At 59.8% G+C, this 17,584-nt stretch carries 23 protein-coding genes and 1 pseudogene; 18 read left to right on the plus strand and 6 right to left on the minus strand.

The genetic code is table 11. The features are described from left to right. Positions 1-5 precede the first annotated feature (5 nt). Together LFL96_RS36640 and LFL96_RS36645 are read left to right on the plus strand one after the other, a co-directional pair. Entirely contained in the window at positions 6-3,149 is a 3,144-nt protein-coding gene (locus LFL96_RS36640; protein WP_281004094.1) for an error-prone DNA polymerase, read from the plus strand. A 19-nt stretch (positions 3,150-3,168) separates the two neighbouring features. Then, on the plus strand, positions 3,169-4,083 hold the full coding sequence (locus tag LFL96_RS36645) for a DUF72 domain-containing protein (RefSeq protein ID WP_281004095.1): 915 nt from the start codon (positions 3,169-3,171) through the stop codon (positions 4,081-4,083). Between the two features lie 319 nt (positions 4,084-4,402). Here the strand turns inward: LFL96_RS36645 and LFL96_RS36650 are convergent. The 5 genes and pseudogenes from LFL96_RS36650 to LFL96_RS36670 all read right to left on the minus strand — a co-directional run bounded on the left by LFL96_RS36650 (position 4,403) and on the right by LFL96_RS36670 (position 8,373). Continuing rightward, positions 4,403-4,964, minus strand: a pseudogene (locus LFL96_RS36650) (Hsp20/alpha crystallin family protein). 148 nt (positions 4,965-5,112) lie between these two features. Then, a complete protein-coding gene (locus tag LFL96_RS36655; RefSeq protein ID WP_281004096.1) occupies positions 5,113-5,520 on the minus strand; it encodes an Hsp20/alpha crystallin family protein in 408 nt (135 codons plus the stop codon). A 31-nt stretch (positions 5,521-5,551) separates the two neighbouring features. Further along, a complete protein-coding gene (locus LFL96_RS36660; protein ID WP_281004097.1) occupies positions 5,552-5,992 on the minus strand; it encodes an Hsp20/alpha crystallin family protein in 441 nt (146 codons plus the stop codon). Positions 5,993-7,087: 1,095 nt separating this feature from the next. Then, positions 7,088-7,666 (minus strand): hypothetical protein, encoded by a 579-nt coding sequence (locus tag LFL96_RS36665; protein ID WP_281004371.1) that lies wholly within the window; start codon positions 7,664-7,666, stop codon positions 7,088-7,090. A gap of 155 nt (positions 7,667-7,821) precedes the next feature. Continuing rightward, positions 7,822-8,373 carry a type 1 glutamine amidotransferase domain-containing protein gene (locus LFL96_RS36670; RefSeq protein WP_281004098.1) on the minus strand — a complete coding sequence of 184 codons (552 nt, stop codon included), beginning with the start codon at positions 8,371-8,373 and terminating at the stop codon, positions 7,822-7,824. A 252-nt stretch (positions 8,374-8,625) separates the two neighbouring features. Between LFL96_RS36670 and LFL96_RS36675 the strand changes: the two genes are divergently transcribed. The 4 genes from LFL96_RS36675 to LFL96_RS36690 all read left to right on the plus strand — a co-directional run bounded on the left by LFL96_RS36675 (position 8,626) and on the right by LFL96_RS36690 (position 10,553). After that, entirely contained in the window at positions 8,626-9,054 is a 429-nt protein-coding gene (locus tag LFL96_RS36675; RefSeq protein WP_281004099.1) for a hypothetical protein, read from the plus strand. A gap of 27 nt (positions 9,055-9,081) precedes the next feature. Beyond that, positions 9,082-9,741 carry a site-specific integrase gene (locus LFL96_RS36680; protein ID WP_281004100.1) on the plus strand — a complete coding sequence of 220 codons (660 nt, stop codon included), beginning with the start codon at positions 9,082-9,084 and terminating at the stop codon, positions 9,739-9,741. 213 nt (positions 9,742-9,954) lie between these two features. Continuing rightward, the gene (locus tag LFL96_RS36685; protein ID WP_094783063.1) at positions 9,955-10,230 is read left to right on the plus strand and encodes a ribbon-helix-helix protein, CopG family; all 276 of its coding nucleotides are present in this window, start codon (positions 9,955-9,957) and stop codon (positions 10,228-10,230) included. Further along, on the plus strand, positions 10,230-10,553 hold the full coding sequence (locus tag LFL96_RS36690) for a type II toxin-antitoxin system RelE/ParE family toxin (protein WP_281004101.1): 324 nt from the start codon (positions 10,230-10,232) through the stop codon (positions 10,551-10,553). Before LFL96_RS36685 ends, LFL96_RS36690 begins: the two co-directional genes overlap by 1 nt. A 318-nt stretch (positions 10,554-10,871) precedes the next feature. Here the strand turns inward: LFL96_RS36690 and LFL96_RS36695 are convergent, their stop codons facing one another. Continuing rightward, positions 10,872-11,699 (minus strand): hypothetical protein, encoded by an 828-nt coding sequence (locus LFL96_RS36695; protein ID WP_281004102.1) that lies wholly within the window; start codon positions 11,697-11,699, stop codon positions 10,872-10,874. Here LFL96_RS36695 and LFL96_RS36700 point away from each other — a divergent pair. From LFL96_RS36700 to LFL96_RS36755, 12 genes are all read left to right on the plus strand, one after another. Then, positions 11,684-11,950 (plus strand): hypothetical protein, encoded by a 267-nt coding sequence (locus LFL96_RS36700; protein ID WP_281004103.1) that lies wholly within the window; start codon positions 11,684-11,686, stop codon positions 11,948-11,950. The genes LFL96_RS36695 and LFL96_RS36700 overlap by 16 nt on opposite strands. A 472-nt stretch (positions 11,951-12,422) precedes the next feature. Next, positions 12,423-12,623: a hypothetical protein gene (locus tag LFL96_RS36705; RefSeq protein ID WP_281004104.1), complete on the plus strand. Its 201-nt coding sequence runs from the start codon at positions 12,423-12,425 to the stop codon at positions 12,621-12,623. A 25-nt stretch (positions 12,624-12,648) separates the two neighbouring features. Continuing rightward, entirely contained in the window at positions 12,649-12,795 is a 147-nt protein-coding gene (locus tag LFL96_RS36710; protein ID WP_281004105.1) for a hypothetical protein, read from the plus strand. 25 nt (positions 12,796-12,820) lie between these two features. Then, positions 12,821-13,195: a hypothetical protein gene (locus tag LFL96_RS36715; protein WP_281004106.1), complete on the plus strand. Its 375-nt coding sequence runs from the start codon at positions 12,821-12,823 to the stop codon at positions 13,193-13,195. A 354-nt stretch (positions 13,196-13,549) separates the two neighbouring features. Further along, positions 13,550-13,765 carry a hypothetical protein gene (locus tag LFL96_RS36720; protein ID WP_281004107.1) on the plus strand — a complete coding sequence of 72 codons (216 nt, stop codon included), beginning with the start codon at positions 13,550-13,552 and terminating at the stop codon, positions 13,763-13,765. Between the two features lie 318 nt (positions 13,766-14,083). Further along, complete coding sequence (locus tag LFL96_RS36725) at positions 14,084-14,380, plus strand: hypothetical protein (RefSeq protein ID WP_281004108.1); 297 nt, start codon at positions 14,084-14,086, stop codon at positions 14,378-14,380. A 113-nt stretch (positions 14,381-14,493) separates the two neighbouring features. Continuing rightward, the gene (locus LFL96_RS36730) at positions 14,494-14,724 is read left to right on the plus strand and encodes a hypothetical protein (RefSeq protein ID WP_281004109.1); all 231 of its coding nucleotides are present in this window, start codon (positions 14,494-14,496) and stop codon (positions 14,722-14,724) included. Positions 14,725-14,908: 184 nt separating this feature from the next. After that, positions 14,909-15,394, plus strand: coding sequence for a hypothetical protein (locus tag LFL96_RS36735; protein ID WP_281004110.1), 486 nt, complete (start codon positions 14,909-14,911; stop codon positions 15,392-15,394). A gap of 406 nt (positions 15,395-15,800) precedes the next feature. Then, positions 15,801-16,199, plus strand: coding sequence for a hypothetical protein (locus LFL96_RS36740; protein ID WP_281004111.1), 399 nt, complete (start codon positions 15,801-15,803; stop codon positions 16,197-16,199). Positions 16,200-16,210: 11 nt separating this feature from the next. Beyond that, a complete protein-coding gene (locus LFL96_RS36745; RefSeq protein ID WP_281004112.1) occupies positions 16,211-16,771 on the plus strand; it encodes a hypothetical protein in 561 nt (186 codons plus the stop codon). A gap of 36 nt (positions 16,772-16,807) precedes the next feature. Next, positions 16,808-17,050 (plus strand): hypothetical protein, encoded by a 243-nt coding sequence (locus tag LFL96_RS36750; protein WP_281004113.1) that lies wholly within the window; start codon positions 16,808-16,810, stop codon positions 17,048-17,050. Then, positions 17,025-17,225 (plus strand): hypothetical protein, encoded by a 201-nt coding sequence (locus LFL96_RS36755; protein WP_281004114.1) that lies wholly within the window; start codon positions 17,025-17,027, stop codon positions 17,223-17,225. The genes LFL96_RS36750 and LFL96_RS36755 overlap by 26 nt, the downstream gene beginning before the upstream one ends. Positions 17,226-17,584 lie beyond the last annotated feature (359 nt).

A 17,584-nucleotide genomic window follows, 5' to 3' on the forward strand; every position in this document is an offset into this window, starting at 1 on the left:
CGATCATGGATACCGCGTCATTCGCCCTGCCCGGCTATGCCGAGCTGCAGTGCTCTTCCAACTTCTCGTTCCTGCATGGTGCTTCGCACGCGGAGGAACTGTCGACGCGCGCCGCGCAACTTGGATACGAAGCGATCGCGATCACTGACGAATGCTCGCTCGCAGGCATTGTGCGTGCGCACGTCGCGGCAAAGGAAGCGGGCATCAAACTGCTGGTTGGCGCGCGCTTTCGCCTGACCAACGCCGACGGCTCGCCGGCGATCAATCTGCTCGCCATCGCGCAGAACCGCGATGGGTACGGAAACCTGTCCGAACTGATCACGCTCGCTCGTACTCGCACGGCAAAGGGTGCCTATCTGCTCACGCCGCGCGATCTGGATCACGGCGAAGCGCCCTGGTCCCATCTGCGCGGCTTGCCTGACTGCCTCGTCGTCGTGTTGCCGGATTTCCCTGCATCGGCCGCGCGACTGGACGCGCAGGTCGAATGGGCCTCCGAAACGTTTCCCGGTCGCGTCTGGGTTGCATTGACGTTGCTCGCGCGTGCAATGGATGACATCCACCGCGACGTGGTGGAGACCGTGGCGATGCGTCATGACGTGCCGGTAACTGCGACGGGCGACGTGGTCATGCACGTGCGTTCGCGCAAGCCCCTGCAGGACACGCTGACCGCGATCCGCGTCGGGCGGCCGGTCGCCGAATGCGGATTTGACCTTGCGCCGAATGCTGAACAGCACCTTCGCTCCAGGTTGCGGCTCGCGAATCTCTACCCCCGCGCTGCGCTGTCGGAAACCTTGAACGTTGCGAGCCGGTGCTCGTTTTCGCTGGATGAACTGCGGTACGAATACCCCGACGAACTGGTGCCGCACGGCACGACGCCGACTGCGTATCTGCGGCAGGAGACTTACATCGGCGCGCAGCGGCGCTATCCTGCCGGTATTCCACACAGCGTGCAGGAACAGATCGAGCACGAGCTCGCGCTGATCGCGGACCTGAAATATGAGCCCTATTTCCTGACCGTCTATGACATCGTGCGCTTCGCCCGTAATGCCGGAATACTGTGCCAGGGCCGCGGATCGGCGGCCAACTCGGCGGTCTGTCATTGCCTTGGCGTGACCGAGGTCGATCCCGCACGAAGCAGCATGCTCTTCGAGCGGTTCATCAGCAGGGAGCGCGGGGAACCGCCGGATATCGACGTCGACTTCGAACACCAGCGCCGCGAAGAAGTTATCCAGTACATCTATGCAAAGTACACGCGCACGCGTGCCGCCATTGCGGCTGCCGTCACGACCTACCGGCCACGCAGCGCGATCCGCGAGTCGGGCAAGGCGCTCGGGATCGATCTGTCCATCGTCGATCGCGTGGCGAAGGCGCACCATTGGTTCGATTCGAGTCAGGATCTGCTCAGGCGTTTCGCCGAGAGCGGGCTTGACGCGGAAACACCGCTGATCCAGCAATGGGCGACGCTCGCGATGCAGCTACTCGGTTTCCCGCGACATCTCTCACAGCACAGCGGCGGGTTTGTGATCGCGCGCGGGAAACTTTCCCGGCTCGTCCCAATCGAGAACGCGTCGATGCCGGACCGGAGCGTCATCCAGTGGGACAAGGACGATCTCGAAGCGCTGGGGCTGCTCAAGATCGACGTTCTTGCTCTCGGCATGCTGTCGGCGATCCGACGCGCGCTCGATCTCGTTGCGCAGCAGCGCGGCGAGCCGTTCGAACTGCAGGACATACCTCCTGAAGACCCGGCCACCTACGAGATGATCTGCTGCGCCGACACCGTCGGGGTTTTCCAGATCGAATCGCGCGCGCAGATGAGCATGCTGCCGCGGCTGCGCCCGCGCGTTTTCTACGATCTCGTGATCGAGGTCGCGATCGTGCGTCCGGGCCCCGTACAGGGCGGCATGGTGCACCCGTATCTGCGCCGGCGTCAGGGCCTTGAACCCGTGTCATTCCCAAGTCCTGATGTCGAGAAAGCTCTCGCGCGCACGCTCGGCGTGCCGATCTTCCAGGAACAGGTGATGCAGGTGGCGATGCTCGCGGCGGGCTTTTCCGCCGGCGAGGCTGATCAGCTTCGCCGGGCGATGGCCGCGTGGAAGCGCAAGGGCGGCCTGCAACACTATTACGACCGCATCGTGAATGGCATGCTGGAGCGCGGCTATGACCGCGAATTCGCCGAATCGATCTTTGCGCAGATCCAGGGCTTCGGTGAATACGGCTTCCCTGAAAGTCACGCGGCCAGCTTTGCGCTGCTCGTGTATGCGAGTGCCTGGCTCAAGTGCCACGAGCCGGCTGCGTTCCTTTGTGCGCTGCTTAACAGCTATCCCATGGGTTTTTACTCGCCGTCGCAGCTTGTCCAGGATGCGAGGCGGCACGGCGTGATCGTGCTGCCCGTCGATGTCACCGTGAGCAACTGGGATTCGACGCTCGAAGGAGACGGCTCAAACACGCCGGTGCGTCTGGGGCTGTCCCTCGTGCGCGGCATGAGAGCGGAGGCGGCAGCACGTATCGAAGCGGCGCGAGCGGTACGCGTGTTTGCTTCGACTGCTGATCTGGCGAACCGCGCGCAGCTCGACCGGCACGACCTGCAGGTGCTGGCTGACGCCGACGCGCTCGTGCGCCTTGCCGGCAACCGGCGGCAGGCACTATGGAGCGCGGTCGCGGCGGTACCGGACCGGGATCTGTTGCGCGGCGCTGCGCGCGATGATGCCACACCCTCGCTCTCACCACCGAGCGAAGGCGAAGGCATCATCGGCGATTACCGGTCCACGGGGCTGACACTGAACCGGCACCCCGTCGCGCTGCTGCGCCCGCTGCTGCTGAAAAAGCGGCTGATGCCCACGCACGTGCTGATGCGCTATCGTAATGGCCAGCTGGCGCGTGCGTGCGGCATCGTCACCGTGCGGCAGCGGCCCGGCACGGCAAACGGCGTGATGTTCATGACCCTCGAGGACGAAACCGGATCGGTGAATATCATCGTCTGGAAGTCAGTACTTGAAAAATTCCGGCGCGAGGCGCTCGGCGCATCCCTGCTGGCGGTCTATGGCGTGTGGCAGCGCGAGGGTGAGGTACGGCATCTGGTTGCCCAGCGGCTGGTCGACGTTTCTGACCTGCTCGGAACGCTCCGTACCGTGAGTCGCAACTTCTGCTGAATCGCTTGAGGAACTTAAAATGGATGTGCGCGTGGGTACCGCCAGCTGGACTGATCCGACGCTGATCAAAAGCAAGAAATTCTATCCGCCGGGTTGTACGAGCGCCGAGGCGCGACTGCGTTTCTACACGAGTCAATTCCCGACCGTTGAGGTCGATTCAAGTTATTACGCGATGCCGAGTGCTTCCAATTCGGCTTTGTGGGTCGAGCGCTCGCCGGCGGACTTCGTCTTCAATATTAAGGCATTCAGGTTATTCACCGGCCATCAGACGGCACGCGACATGTTCCCGAAGGACATGCAAGCCGCCCTGCCCCAGAACGGCAAGAAAAACCTGTACTACAAAGACGTGCCGGACGACGTCCGGAGCGAATTGTGGCGCAGGTATCTGAAAGCGATCGAGCCATTGCGCGCGGCCGGAAAGCTCGGTGCGGTGCACTTCCAGTTTGCGCCGTGGGTGACGAGCGCGCCAAGGGACGTTGCGCACGTCGCCCATTGTGCTGAGTTCATGGCCGGCTATACCGTTGCCGTCGAGTTTCACAACAGATCGTGGTTCGACGAAAAGCACGCTGCCTCGACGCTTGCATTCGAACGCGAGCGTGGTCTCGTCAACGTGATCGTCGACGAGCCACAAGGTTCGGGTAACAGTATTCCATCGGTGTGGGAGGTGACGAACGATCAGCTTGCCCTGGTCCGCCTTCATGGCCGTAATCACGAGACCTGGAACATCAAGGACGCAGCCGCGGCCAGCGACCGGTTTAACTACGACTATAGCGATGAAGAGCTTGCCGGGCTCGCCGACGAGATCAGACGGATAGCCGCGCTCGTTGCGCGCACACAGGTGATTTTCAATAACAACTACGAAGATCAGGGGCAACGCAACGCAAGAACGCTCACGCGACTTTTAGAACGGAGCGCGGCTGTTCCGTTTGCCTGATGCCAATACGTTCGCCGGCGGTTATCTGCCATGAACTGCCGTCGAGGTCGTCGTCCGGTTCCATGCGCTAGATCTCCAAGGCCCTTGCCCAACGACCGCTTTGCGGCGAGCAAAGTTCCGGGTGACACTGCTTCGATCCGGCCACAAACCGTCCCCCTCAAGCCTTCGGTGAACGACCGGCAACGAATGACAAACAGTCACTCGTGGGCGCCGGGTTCGATGGTCTGTCGCCCAAAACCGGACCGAGCTACGGCGTTGCTGAACAGCTCACTTTGGCGATTCGATCGCCCGCCACCATTGGGGACTTTGCATGCTCGCCCTAACCGATATCGATTGTGCGACTGGTGCACGGTGCCGGCTCCATTTTCGGCACGGTCAACGTGAGTACGCCGTTGTCGAACTTTGCCAGGGCGCGACCGGGATCAGCGTACTCAGGCATCGGAATTGTGCGCACGAAGCGTCCATGCGCCCGCTCCAGCCGATAGCAGCCGTTTTCCTCACTGCGTACATCCTGCTTTTTCTCTCCACGCAGCACGATCGCCCCGCCCTCGACGCTCACCTTCACGTCTTCGCGATCCATCCCCGGCAGTTCTGCAGTCACGCGCAGCACCGGCCCCTCATCGACGACGTCGATGCGAGGCTGGAAGCGTGGTGAACTGAAGTCGCCGAACCATCGTTCGAGCGCGCTACGGCCGGCAAACGGGTCGTGGAAAATCTCTTCCAGGGCGCGCCAAGGTTCTCGAGGAAACAAACGCAAACCCGGCCCATGAAGATTCTGACGGTTCGCTCGACGGCGGACGTTCCGGCCCGTCCGCATCGGACTTGCGGGCAACCCCGCGAAGAAACTTGAAGGGGTTCCATTTTTTCGGATCAGAGTTCATCACTTTGCTTTCCACCAACGCAGAGAAACTACGGCCGCCGCGCCAGATCGAAGTTCTGCGTTGGCGGTCGCCGCCAACGCAGAGCTCTCCTTACTGAACGGTGGACCAGACGGTCGCCAATCAAATCCTACCGACACCTGTCATCTGCTCAGTCCGTTCGCACTTCGATGCGCCGCGGCCGGGCTTCGTCGCGCCTCGGTATCGTCAGTTGCAGCACGCCGTCTTTCAGGCTGGCGTCGATTTTTGATGCGTCGAAGTCCGGACTGAGCGAAAACGCCCGCGCGAAATGAGGCTCGCGGATTTCGGCGTGCTGCAGTCGCAGACCGGCAGGCGTGGGTACCGACGCTTCGGCCTCGATATACAGATTGCCGTCATGCACTTTCACTTCAAGCGTCTCCTTCGTGACGCCGGGCATGTCTGCCCACAGCGTGATGCCATGGCTGTCCTCAAACACGTCCACGGCTGGAGCGATGGTTGCCCGCGGTGCCGGCCGTTCGCTCCCGTTGCGGGAGATCGCGTTCTGTTCACGGCCTGTGAGTTGGGTCTTTTCGTTCATGACTATTCTCCTTGACTGGCTGGACAGAAACTTACTGGACCGTAATGGCTTTCGGTTTCGACGACTCGCGCTTGCCGACGCTGATGGTCAGGCAGCCGTTGGCGTAGCGTGCCTGCACCTTGTCGGGGTCCGCATGTTGTGGCAGTTCGATCGCGCGACGGAATGAGCCGGAGAACCGCTCCTGCGCGTAGGTACGGATATCGCCACTCCCCTGCGGCGCAATGCGTTTGCGCTCGCCGCTGATGGTCAACAGCCCCTTCTCAATGGAGACGTCCAGTTCGGACGTCGTGAGACCTGGTACGAACGCGACAATTTCCATAGAGTCGTCCGTGGTCCCGATATTGATCTGCGGGAAAGCGCCGACGCGGCTGGAGCGCAGGCTGGAGGGGAAACCGCCGAAAAGGGTATCCATCTGTCGCTGCAACCGGGCGAATTCACCGAAGAGATCGGCGCCGGAATAGAGATCACTCATGGTCGTATCCTCCTTTGAAGTTACGGAGGCGAACGGGCACACGCGCTCCAGTTCGCCTGCCAGTTGAGGGCAAACAAATCGAAACACGCAGCGCGCCCGATTGCGGGCGCGACTGCCTGAGCGGAAATCAAGATAGAAATCGCGGGCTGAAATTTCAAGGGCAGCCACGACGAAATTTCTGACCGGTCGCCCCTACCGCAAAGCACCCGCTTTCCGACCGGAGCGGTCCGGACGTCTCTGCCTCAGGGCCAGCACCTGGAGGGAACAGGTCGCCATCGGGACCGTGCGGGGTCTCCGAGAAAAGGTCGGGCGGACATCCTCGGCAACCGTCCGGCAACCAGCCGCGCTGCTGCAAGTGTCAGTGTTTCCACGTCGACCGGTTTGCGTAGGAAAAATGTCCACGGTGCCTGCTTTTCGACCGGCGGATTGCCGGCCGAGATCACCGCGACTGGCATGGAGGCGAGCACCGCATGCCGGCGCAAGTGCCCGCACAGTTCCCCGCCGTCTGCAACCGAAGGATGAGCGATTTTTCGGAAAGCGGCAGTCCGCAACGGCTCCGACAGTTGACATGTCTGACCAATCGACGATTGACCGATGCTGGCCAACTGGGTGAAGTCCCCAATGGCCGCCTTACGGAAATCCAGTTCGGAGAGCTCGATTCGATGGACTGACCGCTTCGGAGACGACCGTCTGAGCTGAGCGGGTCGGTTTGGGACAGTGGCGGGTGATGACTTTGGCGCCCATCTTCGTCAGGTTTGTCGACGCTAGTGTGCGATGCGCCGTGCCAGCGTCCGTTGGAATAGTTTGACGTTCGCTCCGGCGTCGCGGATCAGGAGGCCCAGAATATAGCTTGGAATTGCCGAGTTGATTCCAAACGCTCCCACGATTTACCCGCACAGCGCGAAGCACGAAGCGGGAACAATGAACGCCACTTTGCTCTGAACTCCGTTCGCGCCGATTATCGATTTACATGGCCCACAGCAGATCGACCGCGCCTTGGATCACGGGTAGCGTCACGCATCTGCGGACCTACACGCCAATTTGTTACCACGCCCAGGGACGGTCGCGCGAAGCATTCAATTTCAATGCTCAAATTCAATCTTTCTTCTTCACGTACTCGTTTATTGGCACCGGTTGCTTGAGCGGATCGAAATCAGCCCAGCGTCCGTGCTGCCAGCGTCCGGTTGCGCGTTCGATCGACGCCCCGCCAGCCTCGCGCAAGACCCGCGCGGCATCGAGCTGATTATCCGGCGACACGTGCACCGCGACGAGCACGCCCGAATCGCGTGACTCCTCGTGGAAAGGCGCGCGGCGCCCCGAACTGCCATCCCGAGTGCGTGTCATCGCGCCGATCAATGAACCGATGTAGGCACCGACGCCAGCCGCGATTAGCGACACAATGACCGGCGCGGAAAACGCCGCGAAGATCGCTACACCGACCACCGCGCCCGCGACCGCCCCGAGCGTCACGCCTATGCCGGCACCCTTCGGGGCGTCTTTCGCACCGGAATCGGTCGATGTGTCGCCGCCGATCGGATAGCGCGCGTACTGCCCCCGCGGATTTACGAAGAACAGCGTCACATCTTCTTCAACGTAACCCGTATTGAAAAGTTTTTGCGCCGCGTCTTCTGCAGCCGGAAACGTGGTGAAGCGGGCTGCGACAATGAGTGACATGCGTTCTCCTCGCACTAAAAATCAAGACGCCGTTCGGCAGTCGGGCTCCATGCCTTCGACGCGGAATATTGAGCTAACCACGCCTTCCCCCGCATGCATCGACCAACTCGCCATCGACGGTTCGCCAGGAAGCGCGGCCCCTCCGATTCCCGCCGTCAAGTCGCCTTGCGTTTCGACAGCTGCGCAATCAGCGAGCGGTTGAATGCGGGCAGATCGTCGGGCTTGCGGCTTGTGATCAGATTGCCGTCCTCGACCACTTCGTTGTCCACCCACGTGCCACCGGCATTCCGGATGTCGTCCTGAAGACTCGGCCAGCTCGTCAGCGTACGGCCCTTGATGATCCCAGCCGACACCGGCAGCCACGCGCCGTGACAGATCACCGCAATCGGTTTTTTCGCGCTATCGGCGTCCTTAACAAACGCTTGCGCTTGCGGCAGCAGACGGATTGCGTCACCGTTCACCACCCCGCCCGGCAGGACGACCGCGTCGTAGTCAGCGGCGACCACCGTGTCGAAGGTAGCATCGACATCGACCGCGTCACCCTTGTCGACATGTTTGAAGCCCTGAATCTTGCCGGGCTTCGCCGAAATGACGTGCACAGTCGCGCCAGCTTCGATCAGGGCACGCTTCGGTTCGACCAGTTCGGCCTGCTCGAAGCCATCCACGGCAAGAACCGCGACCTTGGAATCCCTCAGTGTGTTGCTCATACAGACTCTCCTTGCTCTAGCAGCATGCGGCGCCAGACGGCCGCTCCGTCGTCAATTTGACAGGTTTGAGGGCAGCAAAAGATGTGCCTCGGCCGCACAATTTGAAGTGGTGTCAGACCGGTACCGCAAAATTTCCGACATCTTTGGTTCGGCGCAACTGCAACCCCTGCAGGTCATCGCCGGGACCGCGATCAGCGGCGCGCGGTTCGACGGTCGGGTTCAATCCGATGTCCCAATAGGATCAAGCGTTGAATGGGCGTCGTCCGTACCGTGGTCGCAAGCGTCGACACGCTTCGTACCGCCGCCGCTGTTTTGACGAACCGATTGCACCGGGGCGCCGGTGATACCGACTGTTTGCGTCGCAACCTGCTGCGGCCCGTCGCCAGATTTAAGGAAGCCGCTCGTTCTGCGCTACTCGATGTTGAAACGGCGCGACGCGCCACATTTCAGCGCGCCTACCGACGTTCACTGGTGCCTTCGAGTGAAACAAGCAAGGAGGGGCCGCAGCGCTGTCGACTTCCTTCGCAAGGCGCCGCGCCGATGCCGTCGGACCTGCGCATGCGACAGCCAACCCGGCTACCCCGCAAACGCGAGGAGGACCGCTTAGCTTTTTCCGAGCTTTCCCCGTCTCGCCTTGCATCCAGCCCGATCGACGGCTATCCTGACGGCATCAACCTCTGAATAAGATGCTTTTTGGTCCGAAAAAGAATGGCTAAAACCCCCTACATTGAGGATGCCCGCCTAAAGCACTTGCTGAAAGTCTCGGCAATTTCGGGCGAGAGCCGTGAGCGCAACGTCGCGTTGCTGATGGTCATATACGGCACAGGCATGATGCTCACTGAAGTTGCACGCCTGCCGGTTTCGGCATACCTCAAGGGCGATGGCTCTTTGCTTGAGAAGTCCAGTATCCCCGCAGAAATCGCTTACAACGGCAAGGAGCGTCCGCTGTGGTGGTCCAATACCAAGGTGGTCAATGCAATCGACAAGTACCTCACGTACCGCATCGAGAGCGGGCACGGCCTCACGACGCGCAAGGCTGCGTATCGCGGACTTGATCCAGAGTCCCCGCTGTTTCTCACGGGCGACGGCCAACCGTACCGCTTGATGGCGAGAACGACCGCTACCGGGGCCGTCAGTTACTCGTGTGACTCCTTGAGTCAACTGTTCCGCAAGCTGCACTCTCAAGCTGGCATAGAGGGAGCAAGCGCAATGTCAGGACGCCGAACTTTTGCTGTGCGTTTGCATCGACTCGGATTCGATCTTCGCCACATAAACGAGCTACTTGGACACGAAACACTGACGGCAACGAAGCGATTGATCGACGCCGATCCGGTTCGACTAGGAGCGATTGTCGCGGGGGTAATTTGAAGGACGCAGGCAATGTGCGATTGCAGCAAATATGCGCTGCCGCGGCGACCGCTCAGCTGCCGGTCGATCAGCCGTAATACCTCGTCAATCCTTGGATCTCAGTCGTAGTGTTGAAAATGCTACGACGCAGCAAACGTGGCCGTGCCATGAAGCCCGCGCGACGTAGCATTGCGCTACAATAGTAGTTATTGAAACGTAATAGCGAGGTGTGCGATGGCGGAAGCGTTGAAGACGGTGACGGCTCAACTGCCGGTGAATCTTGTGGCCCGCATGGACGACTTGGCGACGAAGCTGGACCGCTCGAAGCAATGGATCGTGCGCAAGGCGGTGGTGGCTTATCTCGCCCGAGCGGAGCGTGAGCGCCAGATGATTCAAGAAGGCCTGGACGACGTGACTGCGGGCAGGCTGCTCTCGATGGACGCGATGGAGCGCTGGGCCGACAGCCTGGGCACCGATCATGAGCTTCCCTTGCCGAAGGTTGGTGAGTGATGGCCGTCCCGGTCGTGTTCACCAGCAAGGCCGCGTCGGACCTGCTGACCATCTACGAGTTTGAAAAGATGCTCAACGGAGCGACCAAGGCTCGCGAGACTGTGAAGGCGCTGAATGGCGAGGCCAAATCCCTGGGTGTCCAACTGCGCCACCGCATCGGGGAGGAACTGGACGGTTGGGAGGGGCCACCGGCCCGAGAGGTTCACAAGGACGTGTGCCTCCACGGGGACTATGAGATCCACTACGAGATCATCCCGGCCTACGAGCCGAGTCCGTCGAGCATCGCAATCCTTCGGGTGTGGGATACGCGGCAGGACCGCTGAACAAAGGGCCGACAACCGTGAATCTCACAGGCCGCGCAAGCGGCCTTTCCACAGGCGAAACAATGACTGAACAGAAGCGTGGCCGAGGACGGCCAGCGACATTAACACCGGAGCGACGCCAGGAGCAGCTTAGGAGCGGCACAGAGGCGCACCGTGAGCGTATGGCGAGTGCCGGCAAGGTTCGGCTCGACGCAACCGTTGACGCCCGCTCAAAAGCCTTTCTGGAGTCATACCGCGAGACGCACGGCTTGCGCAATCTAGGCGCAGCGCTCGATGCAGTGCTTTCTGAATTAATGTTGACCGGTAAGCATAAATAACCTATACTGCCTTCATGGTCGGCGCACGTGTGCCGATAACCCAAGGGGAGTCACGATGCAAACGCGATATTTCGGAGAGACGAAGGCGCTTGGCTTCGACGGGAAGTGGTATCCCGACGACGAAGAACTGCACAACGCCATCGTGCAAGCGGAATGGGCCAAAGGGATTCTCGCCGGTCCTGACACGGTTTGGCCCAATGGTCGCCACTCGCACGACGCGGCCAGCGCCGTACTCGATGAATCGCTGGACACGCTCTGCGCCCGCGAATTCTTCTTCGCTCACTGACGACACAACGCCCGCCACGGCGGGCACCGGAAAACAGGCAAGGGGCAGAACGTGGGGACTTTTTTCATCGGTGCATTCGTTGGCTTGCTGGCCGGGATACTCCTGATTGGATTTGTGTTCGTTCGCCGAATGCTGCAACTCGAACAGGGCGATCCCTTTCGTTCGAATGACCCTGTTCGCGACCGGGAACTGAGTCGTCTGCAAGGCTGTGTTCACCGACACATCTACCTGCACATCAAGCATCGAACCCCTGACGCTGACCCTCCTGCAACCCGTGGCGTGGACGCCCTTCGATGGCTCTACCTTCGGGATGGCGTTATCTTTTTCGAAGATGGTGTAGCCACCGTACCGTCTGGTGAGCAGGTTAACTTTGGGGCGGTCGTCGCGCGACTGATTCCTACGCGTGACGACCGCCGGCGCATTGGTGAGCATGGAGTGCAGGAATCGGCCCAGGCCGTTGTCGCCGCCGAACTCGCGGCATCTATTGTGGATCGGGCGCGTCGCGCCCAATAAGTCGGAAAACAGACATGCAGACCAACGCATCTATGGACTTGATTGATTTTGTGGAGCAGACAGAGCGCGAATGTGCCGCTTCGATCGCCAGAATTGAGCGTGTCTCTCAGCGCACTAGCAGGCGGATCGCTTACGGCTACCGCAAGTTGTTTCCGCTGTCCATGCTCACGCTGGCCTTTGTCGGTATAGATGAGTACAAGCGTCGGACTGATCGCTATGGGCGGTTCACGCGGCTGGCACTCGCCGCGCAACGGCGCATCGGGTCGGAACAAAACACGTAGGAAAACGCCCGTGGGCCGAGTTCGGAGGGATGTTGTCGATTGGAGCGCATTGCCCTGTCTCGATCCGCTCTACTACAACGAGCGCAGGGAAATGATTAGTCATAAACTCGCGCCGATGGATCAATCGTCTGACGGCGTGTTCTGGTGTGGAGTTTGTGGCGGTCATCCGACCGATCCGATTCACCAGCCGGGATACCAACCAGATCAGGAAAACGCTCGCGCTCGATGCGCCGGCTACACAGGAAAATCACGGGAGCGAGAGATGTTTGGTTGTTGCGGGTGTGAACAAGAGAAGTTCAGGAACGAGGATGGAGCCGTTGATCCGAGGCGGCTCGATGTCGTCACAGCCGGTCTGCGAGTAGCCGGATGGACAGAAGCGCAGGTAGCCAAAGTAGTTGCATGCAATTGCCCCTGCCATAGTGACGGCAGTGTGTGCCTTTGTTGATAGGAAAACGGGCGGCACGGGAGCGACATGGCGAGCTACAAGGACATACAGACGTTCGTGAAGCAACGGCATGGGATCGTCGCGCAAACTTGCTGGATTGCGCACGTCAAGGAACTGAACGGACTGCCGTTGCGCGGCACGCGAACGATTGAGCGTGTGAAACCTTGCCCACCTCAGTGGCGCGCAGCAATCGAGGAAGCCATGCGTCACTACGGCTGGCTTCACTGACAACGGAAAACGTAGAAAGCACACCATGAACCACATTCGCCATCAACACGCGAGCCTCCTAGACCTCATCGCTGACTCAATCGGGCTGCCCGAGAGAGGGCTGATCCGCCTCGCGCTTTCCACGTTGGCGTTCGGCGTGGCTTTTTATGCGATCCGTCACCTCGTCGGCTGACGAACACCGCGATGACGAGATTCTGATGACGAACAACAGCACTGATAGCTCGGCTGAACCAACGATCGATCGCAGCACTTTTACCGAGGCGCAGTGGGAGGCGTTGTCGCTCTACGTCGAGGCACGTAAGCGTCAACGCGGCTTCTACCGTACAGCGCTTCCAGCGCTCGGGTTGGTAGTCCTCGCATGGGGCGTCACGCATGTGCTTCAGTCTGGACCGAGCAGGTCTGCATTTGTGCCGGAGTGGCTACAGACGACGGTCACGGCAGCCGCCGTCACCGCGGGGCTATTTGGTGTCGGGTTATTTCGCTGGGCTGTTCGGCAGTCTCGTGCACACCTCAAAGCCAGTGGTGTGTCGACCGAGTGGATAGCGGGCTTGGACCGATGGCCGTTGAAATAGACAAGGCGCTCCTGCGCCTCTGCGGCGGCATGCAGCCACTTCCGAGCCGGAAAAATCAATCAGAGCACTAACAGATCGGAAAACACTCGCGCTCGATGCGAGGGCTACACGGAGAAAATATGGCAACAATTCTCAAGCAGGCGAAGCGCGCATCACAGGCCAGCAATCGTCGCTGCGCTGCACGCACGCGACTTCGCATCCCGCTGTCGATGCAGCGGGACGCTTTACCGGGCGACGAGGCGCTGAAGGAGTTCGCCGCGCACGCACGGCGCTATCGCCCCCATTGTCGTGGAAGTGACGCAGGACTTGAGCGCGCTACAAGCGCACTCCGGCAGGTAAGCGAGGAAAACGTACATGAAGAACAGTCTCATTAAATTCCTGGATCAAGTGCATGAGGTCCGTGTACGCCTGCTTGTGAGCTTGGTGGGTGCTGGCCTGCTCTGCGGCGTGCCAGTGGGGCCAGTGGTGCATTGGCTGCTTGCTGTCTTCATTGCTTTGACCGCCTTGGCCCTCAGCGTAAGCCAGACGTACCGTCTGCATGCCGGTATGTATTCGCACTCGGACCGGTAGGAAAACGACCATGCTTCTGGTGCACGAATCCGACGATGCTGCGCGCGAATCCGCGAGAGCGTTGCGTGCGCTAGGCGCGCCAGCCCGGCGCCTGCTCGCCCAATGTGTTGAGTATCAGCAGGTCTCGCGAGCGCAGCTGTCGCGCGCAGCATGGGCTTTGGAACACGCGGGCTTTGTGCGGATTGAGGGGCCAGTGTACGAGGGTACAGAGCCGTATCTTCTCTGTCCGACACTAGCTGGCGAAGAGGCGTTAGACATGTTGGAAGTTGACGACGAACCGTCACTTCAAGCTAGCTAATAAATCAACGGAAAACCGAAATGCAATACCTACCGGAACAAACCATCGACGCCGAGCGCGAGCGTTGGGCATCGAACTTTACGGTCGCCATGCGAAGCCTGCGGAAGCGCGGATTCACTGTCGTTCAAGACCCTCTCGCGTCCCAACAGAGCAACGACCTTCAATTGCGTCAGTCGCATGACGCGGCATGCGTGCTGCTTGGCTTGCCGGCGACGCCTGAGAACGTTGGGCATCAGGTCGTGCAAGCCCTTGGCCGTGAACTGCTGGAGAACGGTGCGATGGCTCTTCAGCAACTGAATGCGCGCGGTCATATCTAACGGGTCGGAAAACAATGACAAATTGGACTAAAGTGGACCGCCCTCCCTGCCGTTATTAGCCAGTGTTTCCCCATGCTATTCTTGGTGCACATGTACACCATTTTCCAAAGGCTATGAACGAGGTTACTGACAACGGCGTTGCTTTGCGTTCTCTCATCGAACAGGCAGGCGTTACACAGGCTGATGCGCTCGCCGCGCTGAACAAAGGGCAAGCCTTCCCAATCGCGATGTCGACGTGGAAGGCGTACCTCGCTGCCCCTGGCAGCGTGCGCCGTCGGGCGTGCCCCGATAACGTTCTGGCTCACGCCAGAAAGACTATCGGCAAGGCCTTCAGAGCGAATTGACGTGGTGCACATGTGCACTTACAATTTAGGCAGACTGCTTCGCTCGACTCGCTTTCGGGGTCAGAGAAGCGCGTATATCGGGACAGAGCGGCGACACTCATCCGTTTGCGGTGATGACTTGCCGAGGCAAGAAGAGGCGCTTGGCTCCTGCGGCCGCTAAATGATGATGAAAATGAGATTGAAAATGAACGACGAAGATCTTCAGCGTGAAAAAAAGCGACTCGGCCAGAGTCGTGAGTCTTGGAGCGTGAGCTCGCCCTCGCCGGAGCTCCAAAAACCAATGGCTTTTGAGGCTTACGCCGCTGGGGAGCAAAAACGTCCGGCGTCGCAAGGAAACCGCGAATCGAACGATGTCGTCGTGTTGCGGCAGCGCGGGATTTTAAGCGTTTGGCTCTGGTGTATCCTGGCTGGCGTATTTGCGGGCGCCGCGGTTATCGGCGCCGATTTTGGGCGAGGTGTCTCTCCGTGGAGCAATCTGCAGGCAGTTAAGGAGTACGCGATTGCGCCCGTTCTCCTTTTGCTTCTGATTTACCTGGAGCGAGAAACTGGCGGCAATCCCCTGCGCCTCGTCGGCAAGATCATTTTTCCGATCGTGGTCGCGATGGCATTTGGCTGGTGCGCAGTCGCTTTGGGGATCGCGCAGCGGTTAGCGCACTTGGTCAGTGCATGAACGGTAGCAAGCCTGCGTAGCGCGATCAGAGGGCTACGCAAGCATAGACTTGCCCAGGAACGTAGCGAACCGATGTGACGCATCCGGATCAACGACGCTGGGCGTCTTGGCAGAGCGCGACGGGTTGATGTAGCAGGATAGGTTGAAGCGTTTCTAGCGCTCGTGCGATCGGCATCGAGAAAGTGCGTGACGAAGAAAGCAATCTATCAGTAAAGGCGACTCCTCGAGTTAATCGACGCCACTGGCCGCGAGGACCGCGTCTACCTGGTCGCTCCAGCGAATCAACGCGATGCTGAAACATGTAGAGGGCTCGGACCGTTGACTGTTAGGAATCACGTCGCCATTCTCACTGCCGTCGGTCAGCGGTACATCATTCAGTTGAATACCTAACGCGGCGGAAAATGAAATGGAAGGCACTAAATCTGCACATTCGCTCAAATACGGTTGGGCCAGTCTTTGGCGTGCTCACGTGGCATTACCTCGTGATATAGCGCCTGACGAGTTCACCATCTTCGTTCGGGCGACAAATAGCGCTCGCGCCGGCGCCGCGATGGAAGACGTTCTCAAAGCAATGTATCCGGATGCGCATCGAGTGGATTTGGCGGACGCATGCTACAACATGAAGTCCGCTCGTGAGTTGGTCGAACAGGGTGTATCGCGCAGCGAAAACGACCGCCTTTTTGAAGTAGCCTGGCAGGGCAACCGCGTGGTGGGCTGGGTAACCAAACCCGTCTTTGTAGTGGTCGACTCGCCTGAATTGTTTGAGGCCTGGGCGACCGCCCGGAACGGCAACCACGCAGCGTAGGAAAAAGGCAGATGGGCTTTTCAGTAAATACGTGTGAGCGAAGGGATAGTGCGATTTTCGCGGTAGCAGCCCTCGTATGTGTCGCACTTCTCGTTGGACAAGTCCGTGTCACCCGGTTTGAAATCCTGTGGCTGGCGTCGTCCGGCATACCGGCCGAACTGATTCTGTCGATCGTGACCATAGGACCGGTGATCGTCATTTTTGCAATCCTTTACGGGCTTGTCAGATGGCCCACGATCAGTTGGTATCTGTATAAAAAGAACCAGTTTCGCAGGACTGTGGCGGAATGCTCACGGCGCGAATGCGAGTTGCGGCGAGCGGGGGTGACGGAGTCTGCGGCGTTGGTGACTATTCTTCCGACCTTGACTGACGGGATCTATCGTGCAGATCTGGGGTTGTTTTCGATTCGATCGTCACCTGAACCAAAGGCTTATCGCAATCTCGCTGACGACTATATCCGTCGACTCAAGACAATCGCCACCGATAAGGACGAGCCTTCCGGCTCTCGACGGGTGGCGATCCACGCGTCGATCAAGCACCTTCAGGCCGGTCTTGACGATTTGAATGGTTAAGAAAACGCACGTACCCGCGGCGTTACTGGAGCGATGATGACTGGTACAGAAAAGAAAATTCTCGACCGCCAAGTTCGAGAGTGGACCGCTGAAATCAAGCGGCTTGCAGGGCTTATCGCCGCAGCTCAGGGAACGCCGAGCGCGGTGCTGCTAATCACTCCGCGCGACGAGGGTTATACCGATGTCGCGCCGGAACTGATCGCCGAAGATGCCATGCATGTTCATAGAGACGGCTGGCCAAATGGATTTGACGTTGAAATCCTCAATCGCTCAAAATAAGTGCCGCAACAAAAATTTTCGCACGAGCAAAGTTACGCTCGACGGAGCGGGTCGTGATAACTCGGCGGGTGTTGAACAGTTGAGCGAAGCCGAAGCGGTGCCGCTCGCTCAACTCTGCAAGCGCATGACATTCAGCGACATCCGTTCGTGCTCGTTTGACGTCGACGAGGCGTAATCATCGTGACGCTGTAGACGGCTCCGAGGGTCACGTATAGGCCGGCGTATTCGCCTCGATAACCTTTCGAGCGAGCCGCTGTGATCGCGCGTAAGCGCATTGCGCAACTTCTGCATTCCGGTGTCCGCGAGGCATTGGCCGCGAATGAGCGAGAGCCGCTGTTTTCGCGCAGCCTGAGCGGCCAGGCGACTCTACGCATTGGCCCAGATCTACCCTGGTCGCATGCCAATCTGGTAGCTGTGATGGCCCGTGAGGATATCGTGGCATTCGCGAGCGATCGTTTCTGCGCCGATGCCTGCATCGGTGCTCATGGGGTCGGGGGTTCGGAAGTCTAGATATCTGACACAAATATCGGGATC

The sequence above is a fragment of the Paraburkholderia sp. D15 genome (genome assembly GCF_029910215.1).
In the GTDB taxonomy this organism is placed as follows: Bacteria; Pseudomonadota; Gammaproteobacteria; order Burkholderiales; family Burkholderiaceae; genus Paraburkholderia.